General features: G+C 76.9%; 6 protein-coding genes. 2 read left to right on the plus strand and 4 right to left on the minus strand.

The genetic code is table 11. The annotated features are described in order from the left end of the window. Window positions 1-73 precede the first annotated feature (73 nt). The 3 genes from AC068A_RS28815 to AC068A_RS28825 are packed head-to-tail and all read right to left on the minus strand — an operon-like array spanning window position 74 to window position 9798. On the minus strand, window positions 74-1831 hold the full coding sequence (locus AC068A_RS28815) for an acyl-CoA dehydrogenase family protein (RefSeq protein ID WP_478589177.1): 1758 nt from the start codon (window positions 1829-1831) through the stop codon (window positions 74-76). Continuing rightward, window positions 1828-7998 (minus strand): type I polyketide synthase, encoded by a 6171-nt coding sequence (locus AC068A_RS28820; protein ID WP_478589178.1) that lies wholly within the window; start codon window positions 7996-7998, stop codon window positions 1828-1830. Before AC068A_RS28820 ends, AC068A_RS28815 begins: the two co-directional genes overlap by 4 nt. Next, complete coding sequence (locus AC068A_RS28825) at window positions 7999-9798, minus strand: methyltransferase (RefSeq protein ID WP_478589179.1); 1800 nt, start codon at window positions 9796-9798, stop codon at window positions 7999-8001. Between the two features lie 712 nt (window positions 9799-10510). Here AC068A_RS28825 and AC068A_RS28830 point away from each other — a divergent pair. Beyond that, complete coding sequence (locus AC068A_RS28830; protein WP_478589180.1) at window positions 10511-11551, plus strand: GNAT family N-acetyltransferase; 1041 nt, start codon at window positions 10511-10513, stop codon at window positions 11549-11551. A 56-nt stretch (window positions 11552-11607) separates the two neighbouring features. Here the strand turns inward: AC068A_RS28830 and AC068A_RS28835 are convergent, their stop codons facing one another. Then, window positions 11608-12447 carry a dienelactone hydrolase family protein gene (locus AC068A_RS28835; RefSeq protein ID WP_478589181.1) on the minus strand — a complete coding sequence of 280 codons (840 nt, stop codon included), beginning with the start codon at window positions 12445-12447 and terminating at the stop codon, window positions 11608-11610. 670 nt (window positions 12448-13117) lie between these two features. Here AC068A_RS28835 and AC068A_RS28840 point away from each other — a divergent pair. Next, the gene (locus AC068A_RS28840) at window positions 13118-13615 is read left to right on the plus strand and encodes an STAS domain-containing protein (protein WP_478589182.1); all 498 of its coding nucleotides are present in this window, start codon (window positions 13118-13120) and stop codon (window positions 13613-13615) included. Window positions 13616-13620 lie beyond the last annotated feature (5 nt).

Here is a 13620-nt window from a genome sequence, read left to right on the forward strand (position 1 = left end):
CTGGTGTAACCGGAATGACGAACGGTAAACACGAAGCGTAGTGACACTTCCGGGCTATGGGCTGCTCAGTCCGTCAATCCGTCAGATCCCGTACGTAGTCCCCGCCGGCGAGCGGACCCTTCAGCACCGCCGGCGGCACCTCCAGCAGCTCCACCAGCACCGCCGCCTGCGGCACGAGCCGGCGGCACGACGCGGACAGCTCCCGGCCCAGGCCCGCCGCGGACGCGGGGGAGAGCAGCCCGGCGGCCGCGTACCAGTCGGCGTGCGGCAGCACGGACTCCAGACCCAGCAGCCGGTACAGCTCGGCCCGCACCTCGGCCTCCGCACCGGCCGGCTCCCGGCCGGGCCCCGGCCGCCACTGCGCGGCCAGCACCTGCACCGTCACCCGCGCCCGGTGCGCCTCCGCGAACGCCTGCGCCGCGTCCAGGTGCTCGTGCCACGCCGCCGACGGCTCCTCCCCGGCCTCGGCCGCGCCCCGCAGAGCCGCCGCCAACCGCTCGTACAGTGCCCGCTCCCGGGCCGCCAGCAGCAGCGGCCAGTCCGGCTCGGTCCCGTCCCCCGGTGTCTGCCGCGGCGCCGGCGGCGGTTCGTACGCGTCCCCGGTCACCATGTGCCATGCGGCGTCGAGCAGCATCAACTGGTTGTCGCCGCCCGCAGAACGGAACGCGGACGTGAGTGCCTGGTACTCGATCAGCCGGTTCTCCGAGAAGAACCCGGCAGCCCCGCAGGCCGCCCGGCAGCGGTCCACCGCCTCGTCGGCCAGCTGGTCCACCGCCACCTTCACCTGCGCCAGTTCGCCCATGACCGCGGGCGGCAGTCCCCGTCCCCGGCCGCCGCCCGGCGGTATCCGCCAGCTCACCTCCGTGACCTGCCGGGCCACCGCCGTCGCGGCCAGGGCCCGCGCGGCCGCGCCGAACAGCAGCCGCTGCTGGTTGGGCCGGTGCAGGGCGTACTCGACGGCGCCCCAGCGGTCCACCGTGCGCCGGCGCCCGGCGTGCGGCAGCGCAAGGGCCACACCCGCCCGGGCCACCGCCGCCAGCCCCGCCGTGACCGCCCCCCACGCGAAGCGGCTCCAGCTCGTGCTGCGGGCCGTCCGGAGCCGCGGATCGTCCAGCGGGTCGTGGAGGCCGCCGGCCGCGGACACGGACGCCCCGTCGGCGAGCCAGCGGTGGTACGGGACGCGCACCCCCTCGAACCGCACGGCCGCGTAGTCGAGCGGCAGCAGCGAGGTCCGCGGCCTGGGCGTGATCGTGATGCCGGCGGCCGGACCGCCGTCACCGCCGCGCAGGGGTACGAGGAACAGGTGCGTGCCGTGGTCGGTGCCCGACACGTGCAGCCGCGCGCTGACCACGGCCAGCCGCGGCAGTCCCGGCATGCCCACGTTCGGCGGGTACTTGGCCGCCTCCGCATCGGGGGAGGTCAGCACGAACTCGCGCGCCGCCGGGTCGTACACGGCCTCGGTGCGGATGGCGGTACTGCTGCTGCCCAGCCCCACCTCGGTCATCAGGGCCGCACCGACCGACCGCCCGGAGGCCAGCTCCGCCACGTCCTCGGCCGAGGCCCCGTAGTCGAGCGCGGGTCCGAGGGTCATGCACTGGTGCAGGAACAGCACGTGGAACAGGGCCGGATCGGCCATGGCCGTCAACTCCAGCAGGGAGCGCAGCCGTTCCTGCGCCGCCGGCCCGCCGGCGAGCAGCGGCACCGGCGAGCCGATCCGGTCGTGGAGGTGGCGCAGCCGCTCGTACGTGCCGACCCACGGCTGCGCCGATCGCGGGGTGCAGTCGTCGAAGATCGGGTCCTCGAAGAGCTCGGGGAGGTCCGGGTCGGTCACGGAGCGGTCTCCTGCTTCTCCTTGTCGCGGTCATGGTCCCGGCACCGGTCTGCGCAGGGGCACGCGTTCGCGGACGCGGGCTCGTACCGGTCGTGCTCCCAGGCGTCGATCGCCGCGGCGATCTCCCCGGAGTGGTTCTCCATCATCGTGAAGTGGTCCCCGGACACCTCGCGGACCGTGTGCGGCAGCCGCCAGGCGGCGGGGCGGCCGATCGGCTCCCGTGCGCGCAGCAGCAGGACGGGCGCGGGCACGTCGAGCGGCTCGGGCTGCCAGCCCCGCAGGATCCGCAGGTAGCCGCCGGTGGCGGTGAGCCGGTTCGTGCCGATCTCCCCGACGTCCCCGGTCTCACCGGGCCTCCCGGGCTTCCCGTTCTCGCCGGCCGCGCGCCACCGGTGTTCGGCCGCCGCGAGGACCAGCGACAGGTCGTCGGGCGGTACGGCGCCCTCGTACCAGGGGGTGTCGATCAGCACGAGCCCTGCCACCGGGCGCCCCTGCCGGGCGAGTTGCGCGGCGATCGCCCATGCGATCCACCCGCCGGAGGAGTGCCCGCACAGCAGCACCGGCCCGTCGTCCGCACGCCGCGCGAGCGCCCCGAGGTGTACGTCCACCAGCGCCCCGAGGTCGGCGGGCAGCGCCTCCCCCGGCCCGAACCCGGGCTGCGGCAGCGCCAGTACGGTGCGCCGTCCGGCGAACTCGGCGGCGAGCCGGGCGTATTCGTGCGGGCCTCCCGTCGGCACCAGCGACGGCAGGCACACCAGAGCGGGCGCCGGACCACTGCGGTCACCGCCGCCGGCGAGCCGGACGGGGCGCTGCACCAGGTCGGGCGCGTCCGCCGCGGTGAACGACGGCCGCAGCAGGGAGGCGGCCGACAGCAGCTCCACGGCCACCGCACCGCGGCCGTCCGCCGAAGCCTGCCGGAACAGCTCCGACAGCCGGTCGGGGAGCGGACCGCCGGGCGCCCGGTCCGGGGCCGTGTCCGAGTCCGGGGCCGTGTCCGGGTCCGGGTCCGGATGCGGGTCGGTGGGCGCGACCGCGGCCGCCGCGTTCGTGCCCGTGCCCGCCCCCGGCGCGGGGTCCTCCGCCCGGGACCGGTCCAGCCGCTCCCACAGGTGGCCGGCGAGCCCGCGCGCGGTCGGGTGGTCGAAGACCACGGTCGACGGCAGGGCCAGGTCCAGGGCCCGGGAGAGCCGTCCCCGGAGCTCCACCGCGGCCAGCGAGCCGGCTCCGAGCTCCAGGAAGAGCCGGTCCGGGTCCACGGAGTCCGCATCGCCGTAGCCGAGCACCGCCGCCGCGGACTCCCGTACCAGGAGCAGCAGTTCGTCCGCGTCGAGCGGCTGCCGAGCCGCCCCGCCGGCCCCGGCCGCCTCGAATGTCCCGTCCCGGACGGCCTCGTACGCGCCGCCCTCGCCGCCCGTGGCCGACCCCGCCGGGGGCCGGGCGGAGAGCCAGTACCGCCTGCGCTGGAAGGGGTACGTCGGCAGGGCTTCGGCCGGGGCCGGCCGGGGCCCCGCGGACACGGCCGCCCAGTCGACCCCGGCGCCCTGCACCCAGGCCTCGGCGGCCGACAGCAGCAGGCGCCGCACGCCGCCCTCGCCGCGCCGGAGGCTGCCTGCGGCGAGGGCGGGCACGCCGGCCTGCTCCGCCGTCTCCTGGACCGCGTACGTGAGGACGGGGTGCGGGCTGATCTCGACGAAGGTCCGGAAGCCCGCTTCCAGCAGCGTGGCGACGGCCGGTGCAAAGGCCACCGGGCTGCGGAGGTTGCGGTACCAGTAGTCCGCCGTGAGGTCCTGCCCGGTCAGCCAGCCCCCGTCCACGGTGGACAGGAACGGCGTCGACACCGCCCCCGGGAGGATCCCGGCCAGCTCCTCGGCCAGTACGGCCTCCAGGGGCTCCACGGCCGCGCAGTGCGAGGCGTAGTCCACGGCGACCCTGCGCGCCCGCACCCCGTCCGCGGCCAGCTCCGCCAGCAGCGCGTCGACCGCTCCGGGGTCTCCGGCGACCACCGACGCCCGCGGCGCGTTCTCGGCGGCGACGGACAGCGGCGGCCCGCTCCGGCCGGCCAGCCGGGCCGCCAGCTCCGGCCCGGGCAGGGACACGGCGGCCATCGCCCCGGCGGGCAGCCCCCGCACCGCGCGGGCGCGCAGGGCGACGATCCGGGCCGCCTGCGGCAGCGTCAGCGCGCCCGACACGTACGCCGCGGCGATCTCGCCCTGCGAGTGCCCGAGCACCGCGTCCGGCTCGACCCCGTACGAGCGCCACAGCGCCGCCAGCGACACCATCATCGTGAACAGGGCCGTCTGCGCCACGTCGACCCGGGACAGGGGCGGGGCGCCGGCGTCGCCGCGCAGCACCGCCGGCACCGACCAGTCCAGGTACGGCGCGAGCGCCTCGTCGCAGGCCGCCGCGGCCTCGGCGAAGACCTGCGAATCCCGCAGCAGTTCGGCACCCATGGCCTCCCACTGGGCCCCCTGGCCCGGGAAGACGAACACCGTGCGGCCGGTCCCTCCGGCCGACAGCCCGGTGACGAGGTCGGGGTTCTCCCGGCCGGCCGCCAGGTCCGCCAGTCCGGCGCGCAGCCGTGCCGCCCCGTCCGCTCCGTCCGCCACGACGACGGCACGCCGCCGGAAGGCCGGGTCGTTCGGTGCGCGGTACACGGCCAGGGCCCGGCCCAGCCCCTCCGGATCGGCCCCGGGGGCCGCCTGCCCGAGCCGGGCCGCCAGGTCGCGCAGCCCCGGCCGGCTCTTCGCGGCCAGCACCCAGGGCACCGCGGTGTCAGCTGCCACCGGATCCGCGACCGGATCCGCGACCGGATCCGCGACCGGATCCGCGACCGGATCCGCGACCGGATCCGCGACCGGATCCGCGACCGGATCCGCGACCGGGTCGCTCGCGGCCGCCTCCGTGGCTGCGGTGTCATCGGCTGCCGGATCCTGCACGATCACATGGGCGTTGGTCCCGCTGATCCCGAACGCCGAGACGCCCGCCGCGCGCCGGCCGCCGTCCGCGGGCCGCGGCCAGGGCCGGGGTGCGCCGAGCAGCCGTACGCCGCCCGCGGCCCAGTCCACGTGCGGGGTCGGCTCCTCGGCGTGCAGCGACCGCGGCATCTCCCCGTGCCGCAGCGCCAGGACCGCCTTGATGACGCCGGCGACCCCCGCCGCGGCCTGCGTGTGGCCGAGGTTCGACTTGAGCGAGCCCAGCCACAGCGGCCGGTCCGCGTCGCGGCCCCGGCCGTAGGAGGCCGACAGGGCCTCCGCCTCGATCCGGTCGCCGAGCGGCGTACCCGTCCCGTGCGCCTCCACGAGGTCCACATCGGCCGGCTCGAGGCCCGCGTCGGCCAGGGCCAGCCGGACGACCTCCCGCTGGGCCGGGCCGCTCGGCGCGGTCAGCCCGTTGCTGGCCCCGTCCTGGTTGACCGCCGAGCCGGACAGCACGGCCAGGACGGCCCGCCCCGCCCGGCGGGCGTCCGACAGCCGCTCCAGTACGAGGATCCCGGCGCCCTCCGACCAGCCGGCCCCCTCCGCCGAGGCGGAGAACGCCCGGCAGCGGCCGTCCGGGGACAGGGCGCCCTGCCGGCTGAAGTCCACGAACGACGCCGGGGTCGACATCACGGTCGCCCCGCCGGCCAGCGCCAGCGAGCACTCGCCGCGCAGCAGCGCCTGCCGGGCCAGGTGCAGGGCCACCAGGGAGGAGGAGCAGGCCGTGTCGACGGTGAGCGCCGGCCCGGTCAGCCCGAGGGTGTAGGAGATCCGGCCGGCCGCCACGCTGGAGGAGTTGCCCGTCAGCAGCAGCCCGTCGTGCAGCGCGGGCGCCTCGTGGAGGCGGGGCGCGTAGTCGGAGGACATCAGCCCGACGAACACCCCGGCGGGGGAGTCGCGCAGCGCGGACGGCGGGATCCCGGCCCGTTCCAGCGCTTCCCAGGCGGTCTCCAGCAGGAGCCGCTGCTGGGGGTCCATGGCCAGCGCCTCGCGGGGCGACAGGCCGAAGAACCCGGCGTCGAAGTCGGCCGCGCCCGCCAGGAAGCCGCCGTGGCGGACGTACGAGGTCCCGGGCCGGCTCCGGTCGGGGTCGTGGATCCGGTCGAGGTCCCAGCCGCGATCCGCCGGGAAGGGGCCCACGGTCTCTTCGCCCTCGGCCAGCAGCCGCCACAGGTCCTCGGGCGAGGCGATGCCGCCGGGGAAGCGGCAGCCGATGCCGACCACCGCCACCGCATCCGCGTCCGCGTGCGCATCCCCTGCCGGGCCCGGGCCGGCGGCCGCCGCGGGCTTCCCGACCGTGCCTCCCGCAGCCCCGGTCGCCAGGTCGACCAGGTGCCGGGCGAGGTGCCCGGGCGTGGGATGGTCGAACACCGCCGTCGTCGACAAGGCCAGCCCCGTACGCTCCCCGAGCCCGGCGGCCAGGCGCACCGCGCCCAGCGAGTCGAGCCCCGCCGCGCGGAAGCTCAGCCCGGTGTCCGCCTGCGCCAGGTGGGCACCGCCCACTGCCCCGGCCTGCTCCCGTACCAGGGCCAGCGCCGTGTCCAGGGCGGCCCGTTCGGGCAGGGCGGCCACCTGCTGTGCCCAGGCCGGGACCGCCTCCCGCGCCGGCTGTGCCAGCAGCGCCGCCAGCCTGCCGCGGGCCACCTTCCGCGTGGGGGTGACGGGAACGGCGTCCACGACCACGAGTTCCAGCGGCCACTTGTACGCGGCGACACCCCGGGCCGCGAGATGCGCCCGCACCTCCTCCAGGGTGAGCCGGGCCCCCGGTCTCAACTGGGCCAGCAGCACCGGGAATTCGCCGAGCCGGTCGTCGGCCCGCCCGGCGACCGCCGCGTTCTCCAGCTGCGGCAGGTCGGCGAGCAGCGCCTCGACCTCGGACGCGCTGAACTTCAGCCCGCCCACGTTGATCCGCTCCGCCTGCCGGCCCCGGTAGCCGATCGTCCCGTCCTCGTACCGGCACGCCAGGTCGCCGGTGCGCAGCCAGCCGTCGGCGGTCATGGCCGCCGCGGTGGCCTGCGGGTCGGCGAGGTAGCCGCGGAACAGCGACGGCCCCCGGAACTGCAGCTCCCCGGTCTCCCCGGCCGGGCACGGTTCGCCGTCCTCGCCGACGACCCGGACCCGGCCCTCGCCGACCGGCCGGCCGATGCTGCGCGCGGCGACCTCAGCGGGGTCGTCGGGGGAGGTGCTCAAACCCGCCCCGACCTCCGACATGCCCCACTGGACGACGGTCGCGGCGCCCAGGGCGCGGCGCACGCCGGCCACCAGGGCCGCCGGCACGGCCGCCCCGCCCGTCCGGACCTCCCGCAGCGCGGCCACCGGCCCGGGCAGCTCCACCAGGTCGCGCAGCTGGGCGGGTACGGCGAACAGCACGCTCGCCCGGGTCGCGGCCGCCAGCTCCCGGAACGCGTCGGCGTCCCAGCGGGGCAGCAGCGCCTGCCGGCCGCCGGCGACGAGGGAGAGGTGCACGGAGAACAGTCCGAACAGGTGCGTGAAGGGGCTCGCGCTGACGAGGGTGTCCTCGGCGGAGGACCGGCCCTCGCGGGCGGCGACCGTGGCGTTGCCGAGCAGGCCGCCGTGCGTGTGGATGCATATCTTGGGGCGGGCGGAGGTGGTGCCCGAGGACGGCATCAGCACCAGCGGCATGTCGGGGGTGACCTCGACGGGGTGCGGGGCGAGGCCGCGCCGGTCCCGTACGAGCGCCTCGTACGAGCCGGGCTCGTGCACCGGGGCCTCGCCGCCCACCGGTATCAGGAACTCCAGCCCGGGCAGCTCCGCCCGGGCGGGCGGCTCCGCGGCGGCCGGGAGCAGCAGGGCCCGTGCCTCCGTGCGCTTGAGCAGGGCGGTCACCTCGCGGGTGCCGAGCGTGCTGTGCAGGGGGAGGAGCACCGCGCCGACGGCGGCGATGCCCACGTGGGCCACCAGGAACTCCCAGGAGTTGGGCAGTTGGGCGGCCACCACGTCGCCGGGCCGGATCCCGAGCTCCTGAAGGGCCCGGCCGAACGCGTCGGACTCCGTGCGCCAGTCCTGCCAGGACCGGGTGCCGGCCGCATCCGGGGCGGCGACGGCGGTGGCGCCGCCGCGGGCCCCGGCAGCGGCCGCGAACACCTCGCGCAGGGTCGGCCGGGGGGTCGTCCAGGCGCCGCGGCCGTCCGGCTCGGGGGCGGTCGGGTAGTCGTGGGGGTGGACGGCCATCTACGCGTGCTCCGAACGGGTGGGGGCGGACAGGGCGGCTGCGCTGGTGGCGGCGGTGGCGGCGGTGGCGGTGCTGCGGCGGCGGGCCCGCAGCAGCGAGCCGTCGAGCGGCAGGGGCCTGCTGTCCACGAGGTCGAACCCGGCCTCGGCGAGCAGGCCGCGGTAGTGGTCGAGGGTCCGCTCGCGGCCGCCGACGTTGCACAGCATGTGCAGGTTCCAGGCCACGGCCAGGGATGCGGCGCCGTCCGTCGGCAGGAGCCGCTCGATGACCAGCAGTTCGGCCTCCGCGGGCATCGCGTCCGCGCACCTGCGCAGAATGTCCAGGCACCGCGCGTCGTCCCAGTCGTGCAGCACCCGCGACAGGATGTAGACGTCCCCGCCGCCGGGCACGGACCGGGTGAAGTCGCCGGTGAGGAAGGTGCACCGGTCCGCGGTCCCCGCCCGCTCCAGCCGCGCCCGCGCCGCGGCGGCCACGTGCTCCCGTTCCAGCAGCACGCCGCGCAGCCGGGGCGCGGCACCCAGGATCTGCGCCATCAGCTCGCCGTTGCCGCCGGCCACGTCCACGACCACGTCGACCCCGGGCCGGTCGACGACCGCCGGGACCGGCCCGAACATGGGAGAGCTCGCCTGCATCGACTGGTCGAAGACCTCGTCCCAGGGCGGGGTCTGCGCGAAGTACGGGAAGTGGTGGGCGCCGAAGTGGTGCAGGAACGCGTCCCCTCCCGTCCGTACGGAGTACAGCAGGCGGCCGAAGGACTCGTAGAAGGGGCCGCCGTAGATCAGCGCCAGCGGCCGCATCGAGTGCGGGGCGTCCTCGCGCAGCAGCCCGCCGAGCCCGGTCAGCGCGTACGTGTCGTCGTCCGGACCGTACGGGCCGACCAGCAGCCCGAGCGTCGACAGGTAGCGCAGGAGGCGCCCGAGCCCGTCGGCGTCCGCGCCGACCCGCTCCGCCAGGTCGGCCACCGCCGAGGGGCCCGCGGCATCGGGGGAGAGCGCGTCGAAGACGCCCAGCTCGGCGCCGACCGCGATGGCCTGGGTCTGCCAGGCACCCGTCATCAGCTCCAGCAGCACCCGGCCGGGCTCGTCCCGCACCAGCAGACGGTGCGCCGCGAGCGCCGGGGCCTGGCGGCCCGGCATGAGCAACTCCAGGCGCCCGTACGGGGTTCCGGCGGGGGCGGCGGAGCGGAAGTACAGGACCGTGACGTCCTCGTGCGGGTTGTAGCCGCCGCCGTCGGGCCGCATGCCCGCCCGCTCGACCAGCAGGTGGCGCAGGCCCGCGAAGACGACCTCGTCGGTGGAGGTGACCCGGAACGCGACGTGCGCCTCGTTGCGTTCCGCCCGCTCCCGCCGCACCAGATGGCGCAGGCAGACAGCGGACTCGTCCGCCGCGGTTTCCGGCACGGGCAGGCAGAAGACCTCGATCTCGCCCAGCTCCCCCTCCCCGGTGAGGACGGCGGCGCGCACGATCGACACCTCCAGCGCCTCCGGCGCGATCCCGTAGCGGGCGCGGAGCCGGTCCCGTACGACCGTACTGGGCACCGGTGCACCCGCCGCCGCCAGCCCGAGCCCCGCCAGGGCGCGGGCCGTGTCCGCGGTGGCCCGCGGGAACACCAGGACGGCCGCGTGCGCGGGCACGCACCACGCGCCGAGGGACGCCCGCTCGCCGTCGCTCAGCGCCGGTGCCAGCGTGCGCAGCATCCGCGTGACGGTCCCGGAGGAGCGTACGAGGGCGGCGGCCTCGCTGATCGCCGTCAGGTCCGCGGCATCCAGGGCCGCACTGCCGACCTGCTGTTCCGTCATGCTCTGCCCCTCGGACGGGCGCCCCCCGTTACGGCGCCGGATCCACGAAACGTATGCCCGGAGCGCCGGAAGGACGCCCAACAGCGGGAGGTGCTGTCAGGTCCGAGGCCCTGACCTCGGTGCGGACAGCCGTCCTTGACGGTTCCGCGGCAGGCCGCGGCATCGCGACCGCCGGGCGGGCCGAAGACGCCCCCCGGCCCCGGGCAGGGTCCCGGCCCGCTCGGCGGCCGCCACACCCTGGACTGCCCCGGCGGATACCCGTCCCGGCTCGAGGACGACCGGCGCGCCGCTCGCGTCGGCGGTGAGGTCCCCGCGCCTGCGATCCGGCGCGCAGGCGCGGGACGCCCGAGGGGCGGCCGGCCCGCCTGGTTTGCCCCGGCAGCGGCGGGGCAGGCGCGGGTCATGAGCGTTCCGCCACTCGGGAGTACCGCCATGAACTCGCAGCCTGCCCCGTCGGACCCCGACGTCCCGGACATCCCGCCCCGGCCGCCGGGCTCCCCGCCCTCGTCCGAACCGCCCAAGTCCCCCGACCTGCCGCCGCCTTCCGACGCGCCGCCGGAAGAGCCCGGTCCGGAAGAGCCCGGTCCGCCCGCCGCCCCGTCGGAGCCCGCCCGGGAACCGCAACCGCAGGAACCGCCCGACTGACCCCTCACCCGTATCCCCGGCCCGCCCCGCTGGGGCAGGATACGGGCATACGTCCGAGGGGAGCCCGATGACCAGCCAGAACCTCCTGGAGAACGACCCGAGCACGGTGACCGACCGGACCCCGGTACAGCCCGACTACCCCGTACGGACCGGGCGGCTCGCGCTGCGCCCCGTGCGGGCCGACGACCTCGACGCGATCCACGCCCACCGCTCCCTCCCCGAGGTCGCCCGGTACCTCCCGCACGAGCCGCACACGCGTGAGGCCACGCGCCGGACCCTGGAGCGGATGATCGCCGGCGAGGCGCTCGCCGGGCCCGGCGACTGGCTCGACCTCGCCGTCGAGACCGAGGCCGGGCGGGTCGTCGGCGAGGTCCTGCTCAAGCGGGACGGAGGGGCCCCGCTGACCGGCGAGATCGGCTTCGCCTTCCATCCCGACGTGCACGGCACCGGGATCGCCACGGAGGCCGTCACGGCCGCACTCGGCCTGGCCTTCGACACCTTCGGGTGGCACCGGGTCTTCGGCGTGTGCTCGGTCCGGAACACGCCCTCGGCGGCCCTGATGCGCCGCGTCGGCATGCGCCACGAGGCCGTCGCCCGCCACGACGTCCACCGGAAGGGCTCCTGGGGCAGCAGCTCGCAGTTCGCGGTCCTGGCCGCCGAATGGCGCCGCGGCAGGCCTCGTTCGGCCGACGAGAAGGCCGTCGACGCACTCGCCACGGCGTTCTACGCGGCCTTCACCCGCAGCGGGGGCGGGCCCGTGTCCCTGGACGCCGCCCGCGCGGTGCTCGCACCCGGTGTGGTGATCGAGCGGGTGGCCGAGGACGGCTCGGTCGACCGGATGGACGCGGACACCTTCCTCGCACCCCGCGAGGCACTGCTCAACGGGCCGGAGCTGACCGACTTCACCGAGGTCGAGGTCGCCGCCACGACCCTGGTGGCGGACGGCCGTGCGACCCGCTCCGGGCAGTACTTCAAGTGGGGCGTACGGGCCGGCGCCCCCTTCTCCGCCTGGGGCCGCAAGACCTTCCGGCTCTCCGCCGCGTCCGGCGCCTGGCTCATCGAGTCCTTCACCTGGACCGACGAACCCGAGACCGGATCCGGCGACTGATCCGCCGGGCCGCGGCACGGCCCGGGTGCGCCGAATCGGCCCCCGTCCGCTGCCGCTCAGCCGGCTTCCGGCCCGGCCGTCGGCGCCGGAACCAGCCGGCGCCGCAGGAACGCCACCGTCCGCTTGCGGGCGGCCAGGGCGGGATGCCCGGGGGTCTCCCGGACCTCCCGGGTCGTGACCGAGTGGGCGCGCCCGCCGAAGCCGCCGGCGTTGCCGGGACCCGAGTCGAGCTCGATGTACTCGAACGCGTCGCCGAGCCGGCGGCGGAGGGTCTCGAAGCGCTGCCCGGGGACCAGCCCGTCCGCGGTGAACCGCATGCCCAGGACGCACAGTCCGTCGTCCCGCATGCGCCGGGTGACGTCCGCGAGCTCCTCCTCCGACAGGCCCGGGTCCGCGCGGTGCGCCGCGGTCACCGGGAGGGGCAGCGAAGGCTGGCCCATCACTGCGGCGAGCACCGCGTCGTCCGCGGCCACCGCCAGGGCGAACCCGCCCGTGAAGCACAGCCCGATGACCCCGACACCCGTTCCCGGCGTCCGCGCGTCGAGGCTGCGGGCCAGCGCCCGCAGCCAGTCGGTCACGGGCCGCCGGGCGTTCGTGGCGAAGGCGAGGAACTCCCGGGAGACGCAGGCCCGTGCAACGGCCACGAACGACCCGGCGGACACGGAGGGCGCGCCCGGAGTGCCGAACAGCGACGGCACCACGACCGTGAACCCGCTGTCGACCAGGTGCTGCGCGAGGCCGAGCACCTCCGGGGTGATCCCGGGCAGCTCCGGCATCAGGACGACGCCGGGCCCCTCGCCCCGCTCGAAGCAGTCGTGGGTGATGCCGCACCAGGAGAACTGCTCCCGGCGCCAGCCGTCAAGGGTGGATACGGGCGCGGCGGCTGCGCTCATCATGACCTCTCACCTCTCAGGGGAAGGCGTGCGGTGGGGGTTGCGTGCCTCCGGCAGTATCCACGCTCCGGCCGCCACCGGCACCGCCACCGCCCCCCGATCCGCCGGGAGTTGCGGTGGAGTCCCCGCCGGGGGCTCCGCTGCGGGCACACCCCCGGAGGCAGCTGCTCCCCGTACGGGCGGGCCCCGGCCGGCAGCCGGCCGGTCGCACCGACTCGTGCGGGGCGACGCTCCGAGGCCGCCGGTCCAGGCGGTCCGGCACCGGCCCCGCCGCAGCCGCCCCGGCCCCCACGAGCAGCAGTCACACCGCCGGCACCAGCCGGTGGCAGCGCACACGGGCACGGGCGAGCCGCGTCAGCAGGCGGCGCTGGGCCTGGCCCGTCCGGCCCGGACGGGCCCGGACGACTCCGGGCGGCGCGGCGGTACGGGGGACGGGGCGACGGTGACGGTCACGCGAGGGGATGTCCGTTCGGGCAGTCGGTCGGAGATCGATCGGGATCAGGACACTGCGGGCCCGACCGGCGCGGATCCGCCCGTACGGGCGCCCGGCGGGAGCGCACCCGGCACTCCCGCAGGCGGCCACGGGCCGCATCCCGAGGCATGCGGCGGGACGGACCGGGTAGGGGCCGGATGAACCGGGGGCTTCGGGGGCCGAATGCGCGGGAGGTCTGCCATGGCGTCGACAGCGGCCGGAAGCCGGGAGCGAGCGCACGGCGACGGCTCCGGCGACCAGTTCGCGGTCGAGGTACGGCCCGTGGACCGCGCCGTCGTCCTCCTGCTGTCCGGAGAGCTCGACCACGACACGGCGGAGCCGCTGCGCGCGGCCTTGGAGGCCGCGCTCGCGGCCGGCGGCCCGGTACGGCTCATCGTCGACTGCGGGGGACTGGCCTTCTGCGACTCCACCGGCCTGAACATGCTGCTGCGGGCCAGGCTCGCGGCCGAGGCGGCCGGCGGCAGCGTGGAGCTGGCCGCGCTCGGCCGGCAGGTGGCGCGGATGCTCCGCCTCACCGGCGCGGACGGCGTCTTCGTCATCCACCGGGACCTTGCCGAGGCCCTGCCGTCGGGTGAGCCCGGTGAGTCCGGTGGCAACGACGGCGGCACCGGCCCCGGGAACCCCGCAGCGCCCGGACAGCCCGGACAGCCCGGACAGCCCGGACCGCCCGGACCGTGAACCGG

The sequence above is a fragment of the Streptomyces sp. NPDC043854 genome (genome assembly GCF_056436005.1).

Coding starts and splice junctions, on each gene's coding strand:
- AC068A_RS28820 (WP_478589178.1), bottom strand. CDS start 7,998: ATGGCCGTCCACCCCCACGACTACCCGACCGCCCCCGAGCCGGACGGC.
- AC068A_RS28825 (WP_478589179.1), bottom strand. CDS start 9,798: ATGACGGAACAGCAGGTCGGCAGTGCGGCCCTGGATGCCGCGGACCTG.
- AC068A_RS28830 (WP_478589180.1), top strand. CDS start 10,511: ATGACCAGCCAGAACCTCCTGGAGAACGACCCGAGCACGGTGACCGAC.
- AC068A_RS28835 (WP_478589181.1), bottom strand. CDS start 12,447: ATGATGAGCGCAGCCGCCGCGCCCGTATCCACCCTTGACGGCTGGCGC.
- AC068A_RS28840 (WP_478589182.1), top strand. CDS start 13,118: ATGGCGTCGACAGCGGCCGGAAGCCGGGAGCGAGCGCACGGCGACGGC.